The organism is Nostoc sp. 106C (genome assembly GCF_002154725.1).
Classification (GTDB): Bacteria; Cyanobacteriota; Cyanobacteriia; order Cyanobacteriales; family Nostocaceae; genus Aulosira.
In genome coordinates this window covers 135,052-157,017 of the sequence record NZ_MTAW01000119.1, presented here as the reverse complement: position 1 = coordinate 157,017, position 21,966 = coordinate 135,052, and the positions used below count along the sequence as shown (strand labels likewise).

19 protein-coding genes are annotated in these 21,966 nt (G+C 40.9%); 12 read left to right on the top strand and 7 right to left on the bottom strand.

The window, feature by feature from the left end; all coding sequences use genetic code 11:
- Positions 1-11: 11 nt before the first annotated feature.
- The 4 genes from BV375_RS17060 (at position 12) to BV375_RS17045 (ending at position 5,630) form a co-directional block, all read left to right on the top strand.
- The gene (locus tag BV375_RS17060; RefSeq protein ID WP_086762499.1) at positions 12-725 is read left to right on the top strand and encodes a Crp/Fnr family transcriptional regulator; all 714 of its coding nucleotides are present in this window, start codon (positions 12-14) and stop codon (positions 723-725) included.
- A gap of 385 nt (positions 726-1,110) precedes the next feature.
- Complete coding sequence (locus tag BV375_RS17055) at positions 1,111-1,587, top strand: orange carotenoid protein N-terminal domain-containing protein (protein WP_086762497.1); 477 nt, start codon at positions 1,111-1,113, stop codon at positions 1,585-1,587.
- Between the two features lie 673 nt (positions 1,588-2,260).
- The gene (locus BV375_RS17050; RefSeq protein WP_208095869.1) at positions 2,261-3,910 is read left to right on the top strand and encodes a heme peroxidase family protein; all 1,650 of its coding nucleotides are present in this window, start codon (positions 2,261-2,263) and stop codon (positions 3,908-3,910) included.
- A 682-nt stretch (positions 3,911-4,592) separates the two neighbouring features.
- Entirely contained in the window at positions 4,593-5,630 is a 1,038-nt protein-coding gene (locus BV375_RS17045) for an aldo/keto reductase (protein WP_086762495.1), read from the top strand.
- A 237-nt stretch (positions 5,631-5,867) separates the two neighbouring features.
- Here BV375_RS17045 and BV375_RS17040 read toward each other — a convergent pair whose 3' ends face one another.
- On the bottom strand, positions 5,868-6,263 hold the full coding sequence (locus tag BV375_RS17040) for a hypothetical protein (RefSeq protein ID WP_086762584.1): 396 nt from the start codon (positions 6,261-6,263) through the stop codon (positions 5,868-5,870).
- 597 nt (positions 6,264-6,860) lie between these two features.
- Here BV375_RS17040 and BV375_RS17035 point away from each other — a divergent pair.
- The 3 genes from BV375_RS17035 to BV375_RS17025 all read left to right on the top strand — a co-directional run bounded on the left by BV375_RS17035 (position 6,861) and on the right by BV375_RS17025 (position 9,770).
- On the top strand, positions 6,861-7,565 hold the full coding sequence (locus BV375_RS17035) for a nuclease-related domain-containing protein (RefSeq protein WP_086762493.1): 705 nt from the start codon (positions 6,861-6,863) through the stop codon (positions 7,563-7,565).
- A 270-nt stretch (positions 7,566-7,835) separates the two neighbouring features.
- Positions 7,836-8,573: a DUF4886 domain-containing protein gene (locus tag BV375_RS17030; protein WP_143842106.1), complete on the top strand. Its 738-nt coding sequence runs from the start codon at positions 7,836-7,838 to the stop codon at positions 8,571-8,573.
- 339 nt (positions 8,574-8,912) lie between these two features.
- Positions 8,913-9,770, top strand: coding sequence for a neutral zinc metallopeptidase (locus tag BV375_RS17025; RefSeq protein WP_086762489.1), 858 nt, complete (start codon positions 8,913-8,915; stop codon positions 9,768-9,770).
- Between the two features lie 489 nt (positions 9,771-10,259).
- Here BV375_RS17025 and BV375_RS17020 read toward each other — a convergent pair whose 3' ends face one another.
- The 4 genes from BV375_RS17020 to ndhL all read right to left on the bottom strand — a co-directional run bounded on the left by BV375_RS17020 (position 10,260) and on the right by ndhL (position 12,579).
- Positions 10,260-10,892, bottom strand: a complete 633-nt coding sequence (locus tag BV375_RS17020) for a heterocyst differentiation related protein (protein ID WP_086762487.1) — start codon at positions 10,890-10,892, stop codon at positions 10,260-10,262.
- Between the two features lie 265 nt (positions 10,893-11,157).
- On the bottom strand, positions 11,158-11,958 hold the full coding sequence (trpA, locus tag BV375_RS17015; RefSeq protein ID WP_086762485.1) for a tryptophan synthase subunit alpha: 801 nt from the start codon (positions 11,956-11,958) through the stop codon (positions 11,158-11,160).
- A gap of 72 nt (positions 11,959-12,030) precedes the next feature.
- Positions 12,031-12,342 (bottom strand): DUF3007 family protein, encoded by a 312-nt coding sequence (locus BV375_RS17010; RefSeq protein ID WP_086762483.1) that lies wholly within the window; start codon positions 12,340-12,342, stop codon positions 12,031-12,033.
- Positions 12,343-12,366: 24 nt separating this feature from the next.
- Positions 12,367-12,579: an NAD(P)H-quinone oxidoreductase subunit L gene (gene ndhL, locus BV375_RS17005; protein ID WP_086762481.1), complete on the bottom strand. Its 213-nt coding sequence runs from the start codon at positions 12,577-12,579 to the stop codon at positions 12,367-12,369.
- A 1,219-nt stretch (positions 12,580-13,798) separates the two neighbouring features.
- Between ndhL and BV375_RS16995 the strand changes: the two genes are divergently transcribed.
- On the top strand, positions 13,799-15,136 hold the full coding sequence (locus BV375_RS16995; protein ID WP_086762477.1) for a hypothetical protein: 1,338 nt from the start codon (positions 13,799-13,801) through the stop codon (positions 15,134-15,136).
- 33 nt (positions 15,137-15,169) lie between these two features.
- Here BV375_RS16995 and BV375_RS16990 read toward each other — a convergent pair whose 3' ends face one another.
- Positions 15,170-16,084 (bottom strand): lysylphosphatidylglycerol synthase domain-containing protein, encoded by a 915-nt coding sequence (locus BV375_RS16990; protein ID WP_086762475.1) that lies wholly within the window; start codon positions 16,082-16,084, stop codon positions 15,170-15,172.
- Between the two features lie 586 nt (positions 16,085-16,670).
- Between BV375_RS16990 and BV375_RS16985 the strand changes: the two genes are divergently transcribed.
- Positions 16,671-17,249, top strand: coding sequence for a DUF6658 family protein (locus BV375_RS16985; RefSeq protein ID WP_086762473.1), 579 nt, complete (start codon positions 16,671-16,673; stop codon positions 17,247-17,249).
- Positions 17,250-17,347: 98 nt separating this feature from the next.
- On the top strand, positions 17,348-17,941 hold the full coding sequence (locus BV375_RS16980; RefSeq protein ID WP_086762470.1) for a hypothetical protein: 594 nt from the start codon (positions 17,348-17,350) through the stop codon (positions 17,939-17,941).
- 127 nt (positions 17,942-18,068) lie between these two features.
- Here the strand turns inward: BV375_RS16980 and larC are convergent, their stop codons facing one another.
- Positions 18,069-19,346: a nickel pincer cofactor biosynthesis protein LarC gene (gene larC, locus BV375_RS16975; RefSeq protein ID WP_086762468.1), complete on the bottom strand. Its 1,278-nt coding sequence runs from the start codon at positions 19,344-19,346 to the stop codon at positions 18,069-18,071.
- A 200-nt stretch (positions 19,347-19,546) separates the two neighbouring features.
- Between larC and BV375_RS16970 the strand changes: the two genes are divergently transcribed.
- Together BV375_RS16970 and BV375_RS16965 are read left to right on the top strand one after the other, a co-directional pair.
- Positions 19,547-20,206 carry an L-threonylcarbamoyladenylate synthase gene (locus BV375_RS16970; protein ID WP_086762466.1) on the top strand — a complete coding sequence of 220 codons (660 nt, stop codon included), beginning with the start codon at positions 19,547-19,549 and terminating at the stop codon, positions 20,204-20,206.
- Positions 20,207-20,573: 367 nt separating this feature from the next.
- Positions 20,574-21,794, top strand: coding sequence for a HetZ-related protein (locus BV375_RS16965; protein WP_086762464.1), 1,221 nt, complete (start codon positions 20,574-20,576; stop codon positions 21,792-21,794).
- Positions 21,795-21,966: the final 172 nt, after the last annotated feature.

Here is a 21,966-nt window from a genome sequence, read left to right as displayed (position 1 = left end):
GGTAAGGTCTCATGCCTGCTCATCAATATGCACACCCGTTAATGCAAAATCGGTTGCTTGCCAAAGTCTCGCATGAAGAGCTAAACGCTTTGAGTCCTCACTTGAAGAAGGTTTCGCTCTCACATGGTCAAGCCATCATCTTACCTAACGAACCTATCACAGATATCTATTTTCCCCTCAACGCATTGCTCTCGCTAGTAACGGTGATGGAGGACGGCTCAATGGTCGAATCTGGTTCTGTCGGGCGTGAAGGAATGGCGGGTGTACCTGTGCTTTTAGATGCTAACGTAACTCCGATGCAAACGCTGGTGCAGATTCCTGGCGAGGCGATACAGGTCAAAGCGCAAGTCATCAAAGATGCATTTGACCAAGAAGGTAGTTTGCATTACATTCTCAACCGTTACATACATACCTTGATAGTTACAGGCTCACAATCAGCAGCTTGCAACTGTCTGCATCGATTGGAAGAAAGGCTCTGCCGTTGGTTACTGATGAGTAGTGATGGCGTTGCTTCAGATGAACTTAATCTCACGCAAGAATTTCTTGCCACGATGCTGGGTGTAAGGCGTGCCGGTGTGAGTAACGCTGCTATGAAGCTTCAGAATGAGGGACTGATCCAGTATAAGCGTGGAAATATCCAGATTCTTGACCGGAAGAGAATGGAGGCGTGTGCCTGTGAGTGCTATCGCGCGATCAAAGATGAGTGGGATCGTCTGTTATGCTGAAATTTAGGGTAATACAGTTGCTAACAACTAATTATTAAAACTTTAGCCCTAATCATAATTATTCAAGCGATCGCGATATGCAGTGTATTTGTAAAGTGATCTACAAAACGCGATCGCAAGTAACTATGATGACTAGGTTATAAATTATTCTTCGGATGAGATCAAGGCGGGGTCAGCAATATTGATAGGCCCTAGCGAAGAATATCCACAAACATAACCATTCCAGCGATACTTACTGAATTGTTATCCAAGCTGCAACATGCTCTAGGTATGAATCCTATATCTATCAAAGGCAGGGTTAACTTCCTGAAAGCATTTATTAACTTATTTGAAGGAGAGGAGATTACTTCCTTCATTGAATGCAATTCTACTTTGGAACATTTTTATGACTTACACAACGAACAATACCACCCGAGAAGCTTTGAATGAGTTTAGCCGCTTTGATGCAGACACTAAACTTGCTATTCTTTGGTATGGCTATCTGGATTTGAAAGACCAACTAAAACCAGATCCTGGTTTCTCTGTGACTGAACCAGCGACTGCCTTATATGACCAAATTGCTGCTCAGCCTCAAGAGCAACAACTACAAGCACAAAGAGATATTGTCAGTGGTAAGAATTCCGCCTTTACCCAGGCCTACAATGCTCTAGCGTCCAGCGCCAGGATAGAAGTGTGGCTACTACTAGCACAGGGTATGGAGCAAGGCACTGTCATTCAAGTTCCCTCCAACTACAAACTGCCTGAAGCTACCAATAGCTTTGTGAACCGGATCAAGCAACTCGATTTTGAAGAGCGAATTAACTTTACACGCAGTGCTGTAGTTGATATGGGAACAGCCAAGCAAGAAGGTCAGAGAGTGTAACTTCCACGGTACTTTCAGGGGTTGTTTTTTCTAGCTATTAACGCAAGAATTGTGTGATGTAATTGCTTTGGCGCTACTTAAGAGCTTCACAACAGCTTTTGAGTAGCGCCACAATTTTGCAATAATTAGCAAACGAGTTTATTTTAATTAAATAGTTTGCGCTATAAAAATACAAAATACGCGCTCTCAATTGCTATACGCAGCTTGACTTATTAAGTAATAAAAATACTTCAAAGTTACTAAGAAGATGTTTGTTTTCAACGTAGATGCAATTTATATTTAAAAATTTATTTTTAACTTTTAGTTCACATTTGCCTTATTGGGGTGAGTTTATATTGAGAAAATATACAGATTTTTTCTGATTATTTCTTACAGCAAAATTTATCAATAGGATATAGAGTCTTTAACGGATTTTTAAAAGAGAATTCTAAAAAATTCTGAGTGAAGACCAAAATAGTATGGAGAAATCTTCATATTAAACCTCTTGCAAAAATATATTTTTGCAAGAGGGGGAAAGGGAAAAGGTTAAAGGGAAAGGGTTTTGAATTCCTTTCCCTTTTTCCCCTTTCCCTTTTACCGATTTCTGCAAGAAGTCTATTGAACTGATTTATCCTGCATGTATTGCAGTGCCGTATTTCAATTATTTAAAGTTTGAAATGGGAAGAAGCATTTTATGAATATGAATGAGCCAACAACACCAATACATACATTGCGCAGTCAAAATTCAGCCTATCGTCCCCACGGGAGCACGTTACGGGGAGCAGAGTTTCCGCCCAAATCCTCCCTATTTGAAGGAAAGTTTGGGCGCATGTTTCGTACCCTACCTGCGGCTACTTTTTCAGAAGCTGCGCTTGAGGCGCTTGGCAAAGCTATGACTGCTGAGTTTGAAGAAGATGGCCCAACCCCAGAGACCGAGGTAGATGATGAAGAAAACACAGGAATAGCTGCTGGATACACCTATCTAGGGCAGTTCATCGATCACGATCTCACTTTCGATCCTGCCAGTAGTCTTCAGAAAAATAACGACCCTGAAGCCCTAGAGGATTTCCGTACTCCTCGCTTTGATCTTGACAGTATTTATGGTCGCGGTCCAGACGATCAGCCATATCTGTATAGAGATGATGCAGTCCACATGCTTTTGGGACGTAAAGTTACTGGAAGTGCATTTGACCAAAATACGAGAGATGTTCTTCGTAATATACCTGAATCAGGAGAACCTGCGCGAGCGCTCATTGGCGATCCGCGTAATGATGAAAATACGATTGTCTCCCAACTTCAGTCCACAGTGTTGCGTTTTCACAATCGGGTGGTCGATTTTCTCACCAAACGGGATGGCAGTATACCGAAGTTTGAGAAAGTTCAGCAGGAGGTACGATGGCATTATCAGTGGTTAATCTTGCACGACTTCCTGCCTACTATCATTGGTAAAGAAACTTTGTACTCCGTATTGCCACAGCTTAAAGAGGAGGCAGATGGTCTGTGTTTTCACTCCTTCACTCCGAATTTAAAGTTTTTTAAGTGGAAAGAAGAACCCTTCATCCCAGTTGAGTTTGCGGTTGCTGCTTACCGATTTGGTCACTCTATGGTTCGCCCAATCTATCGGCTAAACACGAGTAATTCAGATCGCTTTTTCATTTTTCCAGTCAAGGATAAGGATGGTAAGTTCACAGATGGATTAACAGGCTTTAAATCTTTTCCAGAGGATAGAGCGGTTGACTGGACATTGTTTTTTTATATTGAAGATCGACCAAAACTAGGGTCGAACCGTATTCAGCCTGCCTACAAAATTGATACATCCTTAGTTAATCCCCTCGGTTTTCTTCCCCCCAGCGTAGCGAAGGATATCCCCTCCCTAGCAGAACGTAACTTGAAGCGCGGTCTACGTATGGGCTTACCCTCTGGGCAGGCTGTAGCGCGTTTAATGGGGATACCCATCATTCCTGATGAACAACTACTCGTTGGCAAGGCAAATGCAGCCGATGGCGCTAATAATCAAGCTATTACCAAGATATCATCAGAATTCTCCAATAACGCGCCGTTATGGTATTACATACTAGCCGAGGCTCAGCAAGAGGTACAGAAGGCTGCTCAACATTTACCACAGAATCCTACCAATGAACAAAAAGACAAGGTCAATAATATTCCTGTTCGGCTTGGTCCAGTCGGCGGTCGAATTGTTGGCGAGGTGTTTGTTGGGCTGCTTTATGGAGATAGCCATTCCTATTTGCGGCAATATCCAGGCTGGAAACCTATTCCAGAGTTTTGTAGAAATGGTCATTTCGGTATAGCAGAACTGATCTTGCAGGCTAAGGAAAGTAAATAGCGCTCTTTAATCACTCTCTCCAAAAAATATTTTGGAACCTTTACGGCAAAAGGCTTTACGCAATAATCAATAGACTTCTTGCAAAAATCCGAAGAAGAATAAAAAAACCACAGATGTAGACACGAAGTGGCTTCCCGTAGGGTACACAGATAAACACCGATATTTATCGGTGTTCATCTGCGTTTATCTGTGGTTCGATATTCAAAAAATCGACTTATGCAAGAGACTTCATGAGCTGCGTTCACAAGGAACAATGAAAATCTTAACCCTTCCTTTTCTTCTGCCTCCTGCCCTATTTTCATAGGAGGTCTAATGTCTTAGGCGTTGTATGAGAATTTAAAGCCCAAACCTCTAACGGTATTTTGGTTTCAGATTTTGCGTTTGATTTTTTCTCACCAAAGTGATAGAAGAGCGATAGGAAGTCGCTTAACTTACCCTGGTTTTATCAGTATTAGGCGGTTTTAATCCTTCGCCAAAAATGTGTTAGATTTTGGGCTATTTTTATGAGCTTATTTTTAACATTCAACACTTCTGCTTCTTAACATATTTTGACAGTTCACCCTGCCTTAGCATACATACCCCTCTCTCACTGCTGTTTTCTCTCAACAGTTAGATGTACCCGGTTTTGCATCATGTAACGCTATGAGAGCGAGTTCTAACCATTTTTTGGAAAGATAAATTTGTGGATATCAGCAGACGGGATTTATTGAAAGTAGTTTCCACTTCCGGTTTAGTTGCAGCCGGGTTGGCTGGTGCGGAAGGTTTATTCTCACAAGTCTCAGCCCAAAATAGACCCGCTCCTACTCAAACTAGAAGCGGCGAAATGATTTATAGAACTTTAGGACGCACGGGAGAAAAAGTATCCGTAATCGGTTTAGGCGGTCACCATATTGGACGACCAAAAGACGAGCAAGAGGGTATCCGCCTGATCCACACTGCCATTGATCGTGGCATCAATTTCATGGATAACAGCTGGGACTACCATAACGGAGGTAGCGAAATTCGCATGGGAAAAGCCCTTCAAGGCGGTTATCGTCAAAAGGTCTTCCTCATGACTAAGATAGACGGACGAACTAAAGAGGCAGCTACTAAGCAAATTAACGATTCTTTAAAACGGTTGCAGACAGATCGTATCGATTTGCTACAGCATCATGAAATCCTTCGTATGGAAGACCCAGACCGCGTCTTCGCTCCTGGTGGGGCAATGGAGGCGGTGGTAGAAGCACAAAAAGCAGGTAAGATTCGCTATATCGGATTTACTGGGCACAAAGATCCTCTAGTTCACCTGAGGATGCTGGAAGTTGCTGCTCAAAATAACTTTCATTTTGACACAGTGCAGATGCCGCTGAACGTGATGGATGCACATTTTAGAAGTTTTGAGCAACAAGTTCTACCCAGATTAGTCAAAGATGGAATCGGTGTGCTGGGTATGAAATCAATGGGCGACCAAAATATTCTCAAGAGCAATACGGTTAAACCCATCGAATGTCTCCACTACGCCATGAATCTGCCAACTTCAACCGTGATTACAGGCATTGAAAGTATGGCAATCCTCAACCAAGCATTTGAGGCAGTACGTACATTTCAGCCAATGAGCCAGGAACAAGTTAGGGCACTTCTCAATCGCACTCGCCAGGTTGCAGCAAAAGGTCAGTACGAGCCATTTAAGACTACTAGTCAATTTGATAGTACAGCTAAAAATCCAGAGTGGTTAGGATAACTACTATTGATACTAAGTTGCAATTTATTGTAGTAGTTTGACATTGTTGAGATTGCTTCCCTCCACTGCGTTCCGGTCGTAATGATAGATATTACTTTTAATTGGAATTTGGGATGAGGTTAGGGAGCATCTCAAACATGCAAAATCTGCACTGTGTAGGTTCAGCGCAGATTCTGGAATTTTAGCAAGTACTAAGAAAATTGTGCGATCGCAAATCGCAACTACAGCATCAGGAACTTACCGTTTTACTGTGTTAGAGATATCTCTGCCTGCTTGTGCTGCACTATCTTTGACACCCTCAGTGGTTTCCTTAGCACCTTCTACGTAACCTGAACCAAATTCTTTAAAAGCTTCTGCTGATTGCTGACCAATTCGCTGAAGTCGTTCACCAGGAGCGTCTTTCGTTTCGCGAGCTTCCCTATTCCATTGCCCTGTTGTTTTGGGTCTTTGAGCATCATTTTGTTCTACTCGTTCGCGAGCTTGATCGCGCAACTCTTTGTTACTGCGCCCAGTATCTACATTTGTAGTTAGTACTATCAAACCAACTAGGGCAACAGCCAAAAAGCGTTTTACTTGAAATCCCTTAAGCAAAGAACTGATGTGAGCGATCGCGCTAGAAATCAAATTTGTCATGCCAATACTCCGTTGGTACATTCTCGATGTTTTTCAAATTTTCGAGATATCATTGGCTCACTCCAAATTTGGTTAATACCATGTGAAACCAAAATTAGTTTCTATCTTGTAATTAACCTAACCAATGGAGTTATAGATTTAGTAATGAAATAGGGTGTAATACAGCCTATTTGCAGCCAATTGTCTCTTTTGATTACAAATCCAGCGTAACTGGAATCAATAAATAATCCCTCTAACAAAAGTCATAGCTTGGTGAGAAATAAGCAAATTTTATTTAAGCCGATGGTATAGCAAAGAATCATGAGCTACTACCAATAACACTGATTTTGATGGCATTTAAAGCCTGTATAAGGCTTGTTTTCAGGCATCAAGTTATTTGGTTCATACTTGCGTCAACTCAAAAGAGTCAATCAGCAGATATCGTCCTGCATTTTCATGTTTGCGATTGATTCTAGATGATGTATTTGAACAGAGATTTCAGTAATATTTAAAATTTTTAGTATTAAAAATAACCTTGTCATTTTAAATTGACAGTGCCAGACTAGAAAAAATTTAACTTTATTTAAGTATTTGAGCATCTCTCGATTAAAATATCACATGTCAAAATTACATCGTCAGGCTGGAAAAAACATTCGTGACCTTGCTGTTAAGAGACGACTTAAGGCAATTTGTTCCTTTCTCTGTGCTGGTTTAGTTGTCCTTTTTCCATTCTTTTTGGTAGCAATCTTTCAGAATTTTTTAAACCAGGTATCATCGCTTAACTCATCTAAGGCTCAGGCTCCAACATTGCAATTGCCCATCCTCTTATATGTTCTTTTTATCTTCCTAGCCTTAGGGTTGGTTCTCAATGGCATTTATTTCTGGCGGAAGGCAAACCTTGCCGATCAAGGTGCTAAAGGAGAAGAAGATACAGCTCAAGCCTTGATTCAGTTAGAGGTAGAAGGCTGGCAAATCGAATATGGCATGTTGTTGAAAGATGGTTTAGGAGATGCTGATATTGTTTGTGTTTCCCCACAAAGTCAAGCTTATGTTGTCGATGTCAAATCTCATCGAGGTGAAGTTGTTACCGATGGAAAGTATCTATTTCGTCGTATGGGAAATACGACTCATAATTTTGAGAAAGACTTTCTTGAACGGGCTATGAAACAAGCTTTGCAAGTTAAAAAGCAAAGTAAGTTTAATTTTGTTACGCCAATTATTGCTTTCTCTCAAGCTAAAGTTTCAGTACCATCAAGAAAAATAAGAGGAGTATATGTGGTTGAAAAATCTAGTTTGCTCTCATTTTTAAAGTCTCTAGGTTAAAGCCTTGCGACTGCTACCCTGTGGGAAGCCCTTCGGGTTCGCCAGTTCCTTTATGCCGGGGAACCCGTCCACTGGACTGGCTCACCACTTCGTGTCTACGTTCCTCGCAATGACATATTAAATTTATTATTTAATCGAAAAATAAAAACTGAGATGCACCCATCAACGATAGAATTCCAGATGACGCTTAGTGCTAAATTGGTAAAGAGAAAGATGAAGTATTTATTAGTAATAATTATATTATTAATCATTGCTGGCATAAGAGCAAAAGTGAAAATAGAGTTTGAGACAAAAGCTTATAAGGAAACTTCTAACCAACCGCTAAAGGTGTTATTCATTGGTAATAGCTATACCTATTTCAACAATCTTCCCAAATTGACGCGACAGTTAACTTTATCAGCCAAAGAAACCAGAAAACTAGAAACTGAAATGGTTACGGTTGGTGGAGCTACATTAGAGAATCTTTGGAAGCAGGGTAAAGCATTAAGTAGAATTAGGGATGGACGATGGGACTACGTTGTACTGCAAGAACAGAGTACTTTACCTATTACAAATCCTAAATTGATGTATGAATATGCTCGATTGTTTAACGCTGAAATTAAGCGAGTTAATGCCCAAACAGTGTTCTACTTGACTTGGGCAAGACAGAATCGACCAGAAACGCAACAAGCACTAACCGATTCATACATAACAATTGCCAAAGAACTCAATGCAATTGTGGCTCCTGTGGGCATAGTTTGGCAACAAATTCAACAACAAAACTCAAACTTGAGTCTTTACAATGCAGATAAAAGCCACCCCAGTTCAATTGGCTCTTATGTCGCAGCATGTGTGTTTTATGCAACATTTTATGGTAAAAGCCCAGAAGGATTAAGCTATAAAAACGACAGCAATCAATTGAACGCTCCTCAAGAAAATAGCAGTTTGGAATTAGGGAGCTTAAAAGTAGCGGATGTTGAAATGATTCAACGTTTGTCCTGGAATCTTGTCAGTAAAAAATTATTTTAAATCCCCCTATCTACTTGCTGTTATCAATGAGTGTACAATCTCGTCATGTCAAGCATTAATCATAAAACTAACCTCGATAAGCAGTGCAAAGCTAGAGGCTATCCACCTTGAGAATGTTTTTAGACATTGTCATGTGACGCTCAATTAGCCTTCCCTAAGTAGGACAGCATATCAAGTTATTGCTGTCCTTTGGGCAGAAGATTTTGATGTATAGAACCACTAATATTTGTGCTTAATTATGGCAAGTCTAGCCTAAGCGCGATGTTTTTTGATTTGTCGCTGTGGGTCTATGCACTTTATTGACTTGTGTCAGGTTAAATAGTTGGGAGACTTTTGGTTATGCGTTGGGAATTTGGTCGTAGAAGCACCAATGTTGAAGATAGGCGCGGAACTGGGCTTTCGGCCCCTGTTGTGGGAGGTGGCGTTGGGGCAGTAATTCTGTCACTGATAGTTGCCTTCTTGGGTGGCGATCCCAGTGTAATCTGGGAGCAAACACAAAGACCGAGCGATCGCCCTTACTCGCAATCTCCCCAAACACAACGTTCAGCGGCAGAAGATCGCATGGCGGATTTTGTTTCGGTTGTCTTGGCTGATACGGAAGATACATGGCACAGTCTGTTTCAGCAACAAGGAAAAACATATCGAGAACCAACCTTAGTTCTCTTTTCTGATGCGGTGGAGTCAGCTTGTGGCTTTACGCGATCAGCCGTTGGTCCATTCTATTGCCCTAGCGATCAAAAGCTCTATATAGACTTAAACTTTTATCAGGATTTGAAGAATCGCTACAAAGCACCAGGAGACTTTGCTCAAGCTTACGTAATTGCTCATGAGGTTGGGCACCATGTCCAGAATCTTATGGGCATTTCCGATCGCGTGCGAGGATTGCAGCGTCAAGCCGATCAAGTAGAAGCAAATCAACTTTCAGTCCGACAAGAGTTACAGGCGGATTGTTTCGCTGGCGTATGGGCATATCATGCCGATCGCTCGCGACAAATCGTGGAAGCAGGCGATATTGACGAGGCGCTGAATGCTGCTAGCAGTATTGGGGATGATCGCTTGCAAAGTCAAGCAAGAGGCTATGTCAGACCTGAGTCTTTTACGCATGGTAGTTCAGCTCAAAGAGTCCGCTGGTTCCAACGGGGCATTCAAACGGGTAATCCTGCACAATGTAATACTTTTGCAGTGGCAAATCCTTAAAATTTCACCATCAAGCTTTTCATCAGAATGTGTAGAGATCATTTAGGAAATTGGCATCATCTTTCCTGCTGGCAAGTTAGTGTTAATGACAGCAAATTCCACAAATACAGAGATGTGATGGAAGAGCAGCTTCTTGGGCTAGTTAGCGTTAGCTCTTCTTTGGGCTGTATAGGAGCAAGTCATCGGCTTTGCCAATTGCCATCACCAGTAATAGTTCCTAATAATAGAAAACACCGCCCTCTCTAAACAAGGGACGGCTGCTGAATAATTGATAAATTCTGTATGCCCTAGGCATATAAGTGATTTTACACTTTTGCTTGGCGAATTATTTCCTTAAATAGTCATTGGAATATACTCACCTTTGTTTTCTTTATCAGAAACATCTGTGAGTTGCTTTAAATTTTATTGTAGTATTTGCTGTTATTTCATATTTGATATCAACAAATATAGAGGTAGTTGCCAACCCTGCTAACCACTATAGTTTTGCTTTTAATGCATTTCGTCGTATTCTGGTGCTTCCACTCGTCTTGCTTCCATCCGAGGAGGCAAAAACTCTGTACGACGTATAGGAACTAAAGGCTGTGTAGGGCCTTGGTAGGGATGAATTACTTGTACAGTACGGGTAGGACGCTGTTTTGGTGAAAATAAAGCCAACACTCCAGCTACTACAACACCACCACCAATGGTTAAAGTCATACCTCCGACTGCCCAAACTATCGGTGAAGACCACCAAGGGGTTTGAGGTTGTAAAGGCGTTTTTTGATTATTTTGTTGAGCATACAGCTGCTGTTGCTGCTGGTTGTAACTTTGAAATTGCCACTGAAGCTGTTGATTTTGCGTTCTCAACTGCTCGTTATCGCTTTTTAAACGCGCCAACTCCGACTTTACAGATTCAATATCCGCTAGTCTCTCGGAATTAGGAGCCGTCGGAGGCTGATTATTGGGATACAGCGGTTGCGGATAGGGATATTGGGGCGGCATCACCTGGGGCACTACAGCAGCAGGCATCTGCGGGGTGACAGCAAAGTTAGGTTGTAGGGAATTACCTGCCCCTTTGAGCAATACGAGAGCCGCCAGCCCAGCTACAGCGACCCCGCCGATAAACGCCATACTTTCACTCATCGCCTAAGCCCCTCAACTGCGACGGAATTATCATCATTTGTAACTGACTCACACTCACACTCATATTTTTTCGCCTATTTCACTTCATATAATACCCAAACTATAAGCGATGCTCTCAGCTAGTTTTTTTACAGCATCATATTTGCTGTTATTATTCAAGATTATATCTGTTAATTTGTCTACCAACCTTAGGCAGAAAAACTACACTGTTATATATTTTTAATCTACTTTTCCTATCTCATCAAGACTAGTATTTATACTAGTGTCACTCAGTCTTGATAGCTGTTTTCAGATTTTGACAAAATTCAGCGATCGCACTCAATCCATCTGTTGGTGTACCTTCTGCTAAACGTTTCACAAACGCGCTGCCCACGATCGCCGCATCAGCACCCCAATCTTTGACCTGACGCGCTTGTGCGACTTGCGAAATCCCAAAGCCTACACCAATGGGTTTCTCCGTAACACTACGAATTTGCTTCAGTAAATCTGACACTCGCGTTTCTATTTGCGATCTAATACCAGTAACCCCAGTAACACTTACGAGATAAATAAATCCTTGAGAGGAGTGGGCGATCGCTTCTATCCGTTGGGCGGAACTGGTTGGCGCGACTAACAAGGTTAAGTCAATTCCGATCTCACTAGCTGGTTGGAGTAAGCCAGAAGCTTCTTCCAGAGGTAAATCGGGTACTACCAAACCTGCTACTCCAGCAGCCGAAATCTGCTGGAGAAACTTATCAATTCCCCGGTGCAAAATTGGGTTGTAGTAAGTAAACAGGCTGATAGGCGATTTTAAATCCGGAGTAGTAGCTTGCAACATTTCCAGCACACTATCTAATGTAGTTCCCCGTTGCAAAGCGCGGGTAGCAGCAGCTTGAATCACTGGCCCATCCGCTAAAGGATCGGAGTAGGGAACCCCTAATTCAATAATGTCTGCCCCACTGCGATCAAGAGTTCGCAAAGCTGCTGCTGTTGTTTCTAAATCAGGATCGCCAGCTGTGATAAACGGAATTAAAGCACACTCTTTATTGCGTCCAAGAGTTTCAAAGCAGTGGGAAATGGCAGTCATTGGTCAAGATTCAAAAGTCAGTTGTCATATAGTATCAAACAACGGACAATCAACAAATGACCAATGAGCACTCTAAACCTGAGTTTGTTTTTCTTGTTCAATCTCAGCTTGAATTTTTGCTAGTTCTTCGGGCGTCAATTCGTCCAGCCGCTTTTGGAAAAAGGCTTGTTCATAATCTTCCCGCTGTTGATGGTAGGTCATTTTTTGCCCCACCGCACGGAAAACATAGGTGGCTAACCAGCCAAGCAATCCACTGATTAGTAAGACTTGGCTCCATATACCAGCTTTTTGACTATCTAAACCTACTTGCTGCAAACCTAGATATGCTATGCCTCCAGCAACAAAAACGCCAAAGCCAATTCCTATAGCATCAATGCGTCGCATGAGAGTTATGACCTACCAATCTTGTTAAACTTCAATTTGTCGCCGCTGGGGTCGAAAATTTAGAAATGGCGATAGAACCAACAAACCTGGAAAGAAGAAGAACACCAGAAAGTACATAAAGGTGCGTTCTATGGAACTAGCCACATACCAGCGCTGCTTCAGGTAAAACAGCACAGCCACTGGGATGACTAACAAGTAAGCTCCAGCCAAAATCAGATACAGCAGGGCAACAATCATAATTCTTTCTCTAAGATAGACAAGAACATTCAGTACATCTATTTCCCATCATAGGCTGAATGCCTAGTCTCAGGGAAGTAGGCCCACAGGGGAAGCATTTTCTTACTTGTTACTCATCCTTAATTATTATTTTTGCTTGCGATTAATTATTTGATTGTGTTATCCTTGGAAAGGCTTTTGCGAAAAAGGTCAGGTACACCCAAAATTAAATGGGTATAACCTTTAAGGCGGCGATAAAAAAAGGAAACTTTCAAAGCTGCAATGAGATCGCACAATACTGTTGATATTTCAACAAGTATTCGGCCTAGTCACCAAACCAGTACAATTGCTTTTTGTGAACAAAATTTTTTAAATCTAGTTGCACAAAAGACGCAATTGATGCTGGAATGTATGAGGAGGTATTTGCTACTTTCAACTGACAATTAGCTCCTAATTAATATTAGGGGGTGTGGCGGAATGGTAGACGCTACGGACTTAGTTAACTGAGCCTTGATGGAGAAATCCTTCAAGTGGAAGCTCTCAAACTCAGGGAAACCTAAATCTGGTAACAGATATGGCAATCCTGAGCCAAGCCCAAAAATTATAGATTATGACTTTTGTTTTGCGATTGCGCTTCAATCCAAAATTCAAAATCTAAAATTGAGGGAAGGTGCAGAGGCCCGACGGGAGCTACCCTAACGTTAAGTCGAGGGTAAAGGGAGGGTCCAATTCTCAAAGCCGAAAGCTGTAAAAGCTATTAGGCAGTAGTGAAAGCTACGGGAGAATGAAAATCCGTTGACCGTAAAAGGTCGTGAGGGTTCAAGTCCCTCCACCCCCATTAAAAATCTAGAATCTGGATTCAGTTTACTGTGTTTACAGTGACAAGTTATCTGTTGTCGTGACAAATAATTAGTCACTGTACATCAGATTTAGACATGAAGAATTTGTGAGGCGAAGATTAAAAAAAAATTAAAGTTCACTGTGTCCTCAACTCAACCCAATAGTTGCTGTAGTGGGATACTAGTTTACGCAGGCTACAATGCCTATTGAAGCAGCCTTAAGTCAATTTTTAAATTTATGTTTCAGTAATTTCTAGGAAAATTTATCAAATTTTTACTATTTTAAAACAAATTTTGCGAAAAAAATTACTTAATTTTTGAACAATAGATTGATGCTCTTGTTCACCAAGGTTAAGCTGATAACAATAAAATCAGCAAGCTTTTGGGTCTTTAAAACTGGCATGACAACTAATAGTCTACAAAGTAGTCAGGGACATCAAGATCAAGATATTGTTAACTCTAAGCCCAAACAGAACAATCTCCAAGTTGCCCAGGAAAGGCTCTACAGCTTTTTGGTAGAAATTGTCCAAAAATGGCCGTCAGAGGAGGTTTTACGTGAGTTTAAACGTTTATTTATAGATTTTCTTGATTCAGTAAATTTGGGTAAAGCTACTGGAATCTATGGAATTTCTTTTTTGGAAAACGAGCAGGATTTTTATCATACAGTAAAGCGTTGTTTTTACATAATAGTTAATAATTGGGAAGCACAAAGAAAATATAAGCAAATTCAAGAATTAATTAAATTATTTGACAACTATAAACCTTCGATAGAGATAACTCATCCGCATACCAAAGTTTTTCAAGGCTGGCTGAAAAATTTTGTTGGAAGTCATGATTACAAAGAACTAAAATTTTTGGCTTCTAAATACAAAAAACAAGCACTCAAGCAAGAAGGCAAAAATAATTGGGCTAATCGCTACACTTCTTATTTATTAGTAGCTCAATCTTATGATGGTAAAAGGCCTAGAGAGCAGCAAGAAGTAGCTAGAAAGCTCTCCAAGCAGATGAAAGACAAGTATAAGTTTGAACTAGCAATGTATATTGCTCGTTCTCAGTCTGCTGCTTCAAGTGTGACGCGCTATAAAAATCCTAGCATTTTGGGAGATAATGTTTTACGTATTATCAAAATGATAGTAGTTAAAAAAGGTGTATTTAGTTATGAAAATATTGCCAATATATTTCTCAAGCAAACCAAGAATCAAACATTAAAAAAATTTAAAGATAGTATCCAAAAATATTTGTTCTTTACAGTAGAAAATCAAGAATTAGTAATTACTGTAATGCAGCATTTATCAGAAAAGCTATCTACTTGGAAGCAAGAATCTAATGAAGATATTATAAATAATAACTTAATACTCAGAACTTGTAACCGAGTAATTGATTGTTTGACAATAGAAACTGGCAAGGAGCCTTCACCATTATTTATTTTATTGCTGGCTGGAGGTAACCCATTAACATTAGTGATTATACTGCTAAAAATTATTTTAATTTGTAAAAATGCCCGCAGCCATTTAGAAATTCGCATTGCTCATTTAATTAATTATTACGAAAACTATCCAGAAGATGAATGTACATGGTTTATTAATTTCCTAGAATTTTTTAATATTACATTTGCAATTTATGCTGAGAATGTAGAATACAATTTGATTAATATGAACGCTGATGAGCAAAGTTGTAATTCTCAGAATCTTGATGATTATCGTGTATTTTCACAATTAAAAGTAGATACTCAAACATAAGAATTGCTTTATTCTAGCTAAATCAAGACTCAGCTATAGACGTTCATCAAGCCAAGCTAGGGCAGCACCAGCAGTTTCAGCGATAATACTAATGAGACGATATAATGCGATCGCACTAATAACTAGAGCCGCAGGAAAATAATGTTGCAAAAGTGCGATCGCAGTTGCTTCAAACACACCTAACCCACCAGGCGCGCCGGGAACTACAAACCCTAACAACCAAGAGAAACTAAAAGCCCCCAACAACAAAGGAATCTGGCTCGCATTTAAAGGTCCTAAAGCAAATAGAGTTAAGATAAAGCCTATACCCCGCAGTCCTAAAAAGCCCAATTCTCCTAACAAAGGTCGTAAGGGATAACGTTCAATATTGAAATTAACGCTTGAGTTGGTATTCTTATCAACCTTTTTTGCTTTGAATCTGTGTACGAAGTGAATAACTGGGTTCAAAAACCAGGGATGAAGGGCGCAAAGTATCAAAACCAAACAGAAAAATTGTAATATTTGCCACCAAGTATTAGCATTAGTAGCCGTAAATTGAGTGCCCAATAGCACAATAATGATTAATGCAGCCGCTGTCATCAGTAGTGCTTCTAGGACTACGCTTAAAGTCGCTGCACCTAAAGAGCCTGTAGCATTTTTGACTTCTACAATTCGCCCATAATGATGCCAGACATTACCAGGTAAATACTTGGCTATATTTGTTTTTAGGTAAACCTGGATAAAGTGTAAAGATTCTACAGGTTGATTTAACTCTTGCAGAACCCAAGTCCAGATCCAGCCTGCCCACGTATGTGCCAGTAAAGTTACACCAGTAGCGATCGCCAGAATGGCCCATCCTATTTGATCAATTTGGATACTTGTTACTTCTAGCCAGTGATCTTTTAAGGCTTTCCCCAAAAAAAACAGGGTTCCGCCTAAAATCATCCAACGTAAAATTTTCTTCCACATTCCAGTAATTTAACGGTTAATTCTTCTAAGGCTGAACATGTCAATTTTTATCGTACATCAGCTACATAAAGAAATTTTTTATAAAACATGTGATGGGTTTAAAAATTCTTATGTATTTCTTTTAACCATTATTTTGAATTTAGTACTAGTTAATATTTTTTTATTAAATAAAAACCTTTGATGATTAGCGTTGCAGTTTTGACATGGTCAATTAGCAACAGTCAATTAATTATTAGGATTTATCATTTCAGCTATATTTGATATTATATAAATTTGTTACATTAGTAAACATAAATTGAAAGTTCAAGTCAAAAGTAAAAGTAGATACTACTGAAAATAGCTTAAATAGCTGCAATCAGGATTGGTAGCTATTTATCTTAGATAATATCTCTCTTGAGTTAGATAAAAATAGTGTATTGAGCGTAACAAAAATGTGGCCTACGCTAGAGGAAAAGATTTTTTAAAAGTCATATTGTTAATAATTGTTGAACAAAATTAGTCAACTAAAAAATCAAGGCCGAAACTCACTGCTTTAGAAGTAAACTTCGGCAGTAATTGGCTTGCTTATAGTTGCAAGGAGGACTGAGTGAATCGTTTGACCACTTTATTGAAAAAACTGCGGCTGCGCCAGATTTTAACTGTATTTTTGGCAAGTCTATTGTTGATAGTTAGCACTGCTTGTAGTGGGGCAAACGCCCAAGGTGCAAATCCTCAAAATCCAGCCGTACAAGCTGGTGGTGCAAACAATCCATATAAAAACGGTGGAGATAAATATACTAAATATCAAATGTCCACCGATCCAAAAGTTACTAACTCTAGCAACCAGAGTCAGCGCGATCAAGCTAGCTTACTACAGCCTAGTTCACAACTATTGATTGCCACAGCTGCAAGCAATAGAGAATCCGAAATACTTTACCCTGGTGCTGAAACACCAGCAGGTAGAGCACAAAAAGAAGCAGAATTACCACTGATTACGGAAAAGAATTTCCAACAACCCGAACCAGGTGGTTTAATTCAGCGAGAACCAAATGTAGGCACTCGTATTCAAGAGCGGCTTGAGACTGTGAAAGAAACTGTCCAAGATGCCTCCAGCTTTTTGAAAGATAAAGCAGATGAAGCAGGTGCTAGACCTGAATTACAAAAAAATCCAGCAGTAGGCAGATAGAAATTTCGTTTTCCGACTGGATTTCAACAGGGTGAACATACCCTAAAACCATCTTGGTTAACGTTTAAATTGCTCAAAATAACGTAAGGAGTAGCACAATGAAAAGAGTTATTGCTTGGCTAAAAAACATTCGTCCTGCAAAAGTTTTAACGGCTTTTGTAGCTAGTATGTTCCTATTTCTGACACAAGCTTGTAATAATCCAGGAATAGCTGCACAGCCACCACAACCCGGTTCTCAACCCCCTAATGCTGAAAGATACGATCCCACAAAAAGTTACGATCTCAATTCTCCTAAAGGTGGGATGAACAACTTTAATGATGTAGATTCCAGAGCAGATGGAGATCAACGCGGAGCAGAATTGAGGGGTAAAGCTCTGCGGGACAATTCTCAAAGAAACATTGATGAAAAAGGCATTGATAGTGTAGACCAATATAAGGAAAATTACCGCCAAGGTACACCCTTTGGTCAAAGAGTGAAAAACCTAGGTGAAGATATTGGTAGCTCTGCCTCAGAAGTAGGGGAAGGCGTTGCTAAGGGAACCAAGCGTGGAATTGAAAATATCAAAGGAAACACCCAGAATGCTGCTGAAGGTGTAGGCAAAAATGTCCAACGTGCAGGCGAAGATGCTAAGAACAATGTTCAACGCTCAGCGGAAGATGCAGCCGACGCAGTAAAAGGGACATTTAGATAAGCTAATTTAAATTACTCATCGGTTACAAACAGGGGTAAGCAAAATGCTTGCCCTATTTTTTATTTGTAGAGTTAAGCGCTCGCACTTCTCATTTGAGTCTTTCACTGCAAACGATATCAATCTTTTGTCATTTGTTATTCGGTCTTTGTAAATACCAAATCTGTAGCGCTAGCCGCTGAATTTCGCGCCAGGGAATATTGTATTTACTTGCTAATTCTGCACAATCTTCGTATTCTGGCTGCACGTTAGCAAGAACATCTTTTCCCTGCCAAGCTACCTTGATGCGCACTTTACCATATTCAGTTTCTACTTGTTGAATCTCTCGTTGTAGGATGGCGCGTTGCTGAGTTGTGCGGCGAATTCCTAAAGTTGTAGTTTCACGAAATAAAACTGCTTCACAGTTAGGTAAATTATGTGGATGACAGATTGTAGTCAGCAATATCCCCGGACGGGATTTTTTCATGCCTATAGGCACAGTAAACACATCTACTGCACCCGCAGCAAACAATGCTTCAAATACATAGCCAATTGCTTGTGGGTTTAAATCATCAATTTGAGTTTCAAGCACCGATATAGTTTCTAAAGTTGGGCTAGTATCGCCATAATTGGTAAAATCTGACTGTAAACTGCTGCTTTCACCCAGCCATAGCCGTAGTATATTGGGGATGGGCAAATTTATCGAACCTGCTCCCAATCCTACTTGCTGGATGGTGATTGGTGGTGGCGAACCGAATTCTCTGGCTAGAGTAGTAGCGATCGCGGCTCCTGTAGGTGTTACTAATTCTCGTTCAATACCGTTGCTATAAACTGGACAACCCCGCATTTCCCACAACTTCAAGACTGCGGGTACAGGTACTGCCATTTGTCCATGTGCAGCGCGGACTGTTCCCCCACCTGTGGGAAATGCTGAGCAGTAGAGTAAGGGCCATCCTTCGTGATTACTGCCAATACCCAACCAATCTAACCCCAGACAAGTGCCAACGATATCCACAATTGCATCCACGGCACCCACCTCATGAAAGTGAACTTTTTCTGGGGCAATGCCGTGTACAGCACCTTCTGCTACTGCCAGTTGCCGAAATACTGCTAAACTCCAGGTTTGGGCCCTTGGTGGCAAATCTGCTTGGAGAATCATACGCTCGATTTCTGGCAAGTGGCGTCCATGATGGTGGCTGTGTTCGCGATCGTGGTGTTCATGAGCGTGTACTAAATCCACATGGACTTTACTCGCTTGCTGACCATGACGCTGGACAAGTTCTGCCCTTAACTGATACTCCTGTTGAATTCCCAATCCGTTGAGTTTTTCAATCAAATACTCCAGAGGAACACCCAGACTTACCAAGGCTCCCAGAAACATATCACCGGCAATCCCCGATGGACATTGAAGATAAGCAACTTTGGTCATATATGAATTACTCATCAGTACATAGTAATCAGTTAACAGTACACAGTACACAAGCTGATAACTTACAACTGACAACTGAATCACTGACTATTCCTGATTACCAGCCTTAATATAGTCGTATTCACTGCCGTCTTATTTAGTATTTAATTTTATATTTTCCTGACAATGCAAAACCCCCAATTTTCCTTCCCAAATTTTTTATGGCAAAAATTTTCACAGTCCATCCTGATAATCCTCAAATCCGCCGTATAGAGGAAATAAAATCGGCACTCTCTAGCGGCGCAGTAATGCTCTACCCTACTGATACGGTCTATGCAATTGGTTGTGATTTGAATGCCAGGTCGGCGGTGGAACGAGTACGGCAAATTAAGCAGCTAGCGAATGACAAACCACTGACATTTTTATGTCCTTCACTATCAAATGTGGCGACTTATGCCTTCGTAAGTGATGTAGCCTATCGAATTATGAAGCGCCTGATACCAGGACCATACACATTTTTGTTACCTGCTACTAAATTGGTACCAAGACTAGCGCAAAACCCCAAGCGAAAAACTACAGGTATTCGAGTTCCAAATCATACTGTATGTTTGGCATTGCTGACAGCCCTGGGAAATCCAATTATTTCTACTTCGGCCCATCTGCCGCCAGATGAGCTAGATAATGGCATAGTTGGAGCCAATCCAGAATCTAGTCTGTCTCTGGTGGAACTGTTTGACCGTTTAGATAACTTAGTAGATGTAATTGTAGACACTGGCGAGGAACCCACATATGATGTGTCTACAATTTTGGATTTGACGGGAGATCAACCAATGATTACACGACAAGGTTTAGGTTGGGAAGCAGCAGCAACATGGGTTTAGCAACGATACATCACAGGCTCATTCGTCAATTTCGGAAAATTTAAGTAAAAACGCTCCAGTTTAACAATTGTCCTAATTACAGGGGCTAGCAACTTATAAAAGCGGATGAGAACAAAGTTCGGCACAGTAATCGTTTTGGTCCAATTTTAGAACATGATAAATACCCCTGTGCCATCTTGATGAGGTTGCTTGTTAAAAAACCGACACAATGCTAGCCTGTAACTTTTTCAGATTTCTTACAGTCATATATGTGAGTACTACTCACAGCGAGTCTTGATGGATGAATACCAAATTCATTAACCAAGACTAGACTCAGGTGCTGAATGGACATTGTTATAAAGGTGCAATACCACTCCTAGTAAAAGTTATGAAAGCTAACCTTGCTAATCTGCCAATCTCTACATCTGCTTTTGACTTCCACGCTTCGACCAAAGAAGTAACAGCCAGCAACATCGATACTCTGATGCAACTGCTATTTGATGAAATCCAAGCTCAAGTAAAAGCCGCACCTGGGTGTGTGCAAGCGGTAGCAAAACGTATAGCTAGAGAAGTGGAGCGCATTTGTGATAAAAGTGCCCGCATCCAAACATCTGGAGAAATCCAATCTTGGCAGCTTACCCTTGCAAGACATCGTCTGCAAAAGTGTCTGCGTTACTACCAACTGGGTTCACGCAGAGGACGTGTGGAATTACATAGCAATTTGGGTGCTATGGTTTATCGCCACGTTACTGTTTCTGGCTCAGATATGGGATTTCAGGGACGTTACAACCTGATTGAAGATTTTTTACAAGCATTTTATATCGAAGCTATCAAAGCTTTCCGCCGGGAAAATGAACTAGCTGAAGATTACACACCGCGGACTCAGCTGCAATTAGCAGAATACATGGCATTTACAGAACAATATGCCAAGCGCCGCATCAATTTACCTGGGAGTGCTAGTCAGCAGTTAATTATCTTACGTGCTCAAGGCTTTGCCCGTCGCCAGCCTCAGGAAACTACCGTAGACATCGAAATGGCGGTAGAGTCTGCCAAGAGTGAAGAAGGAGAAGCTTACCAACGCAACTCGGCAGTGCAACAGCTAAGATCGCAGATGATCGCGCAAAATAACTTCGACCCATCAGAAGAGTCAGAACGCGATCGCGTGATTGCTGAATTAATCAGTTATTTAGAGTCTCAAGGTCAGTCTGACTGCGTAGATTACCTCACCCTGAAACTGCAAGACCTTTCAGCACCAGAAATTGACCAAATTCTTGGTCTGAGTAGCCGTCAACGGGACTATCTGCAACAGCGTTTTAAATACCATGTCGAAAAGTTTGCCAAGCAACATCACTGGCAATTGGTACATCAATGGTTAGGTGCAGGTTTAGAGCATAGATTGGGTCTTTCTGCGCAACAGTGGCAAACATTTTTAAGCTTGTTGTCCGAACAACAACAGCAAATTTTACAATTAAAAACTGCACGCCACAGCGACCAAGCGATCGCTAAAACCCTTAAATGCACCCCCAAGCAACTGCAAAAGCGCTGGACTCAACTGTTAGACCTCGCATGGGCTATTCGCAACGGTAATACTCAAGTTCAGACAGGCTGAAACATTTCTAGTCAAGAGTCAAGAAGGTAATAATTATTTATCTCCCTTGTCTTCCTTGTCCCCTCATCTCACTTTACCTTTTCAAATGTTGCAGTAAAAGTGAATTGCGATCGGGCTTTCAGCCATCTCGTCTGTCTTCTCTGATTTAATCTCCTATCTACTTCATCTTGTG

Bases quoted from the DNA above. Each gene is read 5' to 3' on its own strand.
- BV375_RS17060 (WP_086762499.1), top strand. From the start codon at position 12: ATGCCTGCTCATCAATATGCACACCCGTTAATGCAAAATCGGTTGCTT.
- BV375_RS17055 (WP_086762497.1), top strand. From the start codon at position 1,111: ATGACTTACACAACGAACAATACCACCCGAGAAGCTTTGAATGAGTTT.
- BV375_RS17050 (WP_208095869.1), top strand. From the start codon at position 2,261: ATGAATATGAATGAGCCAACAACACCAATACATACATTGCGCAGTCAA.
- BV375_RS17040 (WP_086762584.1), bottom strand. From the start codon at position 6,263: ATGACAAATTTGATTTCTAGCGCGATCGCTCACATCAGTTCTTTGCTT.
- BV375_RS17035 (WP_086762493.1), top strand. From the start codon at position 6,861: ATGTCAAAATTACATCGTCAGGCTGGAAAAAACATTCGTGACCTTGCT.
- BV375_RS17025 (WP_086762489.1), top strand. From the start codon at position 8,913: ATGCGTTGGGAATTTGGTCGTAGAAGCACCAATGTTGAAGATAGGCGC.
- BV375_RS17020 (WP_086762487.1), bottom strand. From the start codon at position 10,892: ATGAGTGAAAGTATGGCGTTTATCGGCGGGGTCGCTGTAGCTGGGCTG.
- trpA (WP_086762485.1), bottom strand. From the start codon at position 11,958: ATGACTGCCATTTCCCACTGCTTTGAAACTCTTGGACGCAATAAAGAG.
- BV375_RS17010 (WP_086762483.1), bottom strand. From the start codon at position 12,342: ATGCGACGCATTGATGCTATAGGAATTGGCTTTGGCGTTTTTGTTGCT.
- ndhL (WP_086762481.1), bottom strand. From the start codon at position 12,579: ATGATTGTTGCCCTGCTGTATCTGATTTTGGCTGGAGCTTACTTGTTA.
- BV375_RS16995 (WP_086762477.1), top strand. From the start codon at position 13,799: ATGACAACTAATAGTCTACAAAGTAGTCAGGGACATCAAGATCAAGAT.
- BV375_RS16990 (WP_086762475.1), bottom strand. From the start codon at position 16,084: ATGTGGAAGAAAATTTTACGTTGGATGATTTTAGGCGGAACCCTGTTT.
- BV375_RS16980 (WP_086762470.1), top strand. From the start codon at position 17,348: ATGAAAAGAGTTATTGCTTGGCTAAAAAACATTCGTCCTGCAAAAGTT.
- larC (WP_086762468.1), bottom strand. From the start codon at position 19,346: ATGACCAAAGTTGCTTATCTTCAATGTCCATCGGGGATTGCCGGTGAT.
- BV375_RS16970 (WP_086762466.1), top strand. From the start codon at position 19,547: ATGGCAAAAATTTTCACAGTCCATCCTGATAATCCTCAAATCCGCCGT.
- BV375_RS16965 (WP_086762464.1), top strand. From the start codon at position 20,574: ATGAAAGCTAACCTTGCTAATCTGCCAATCTCTACATCTGCTTTTGAC.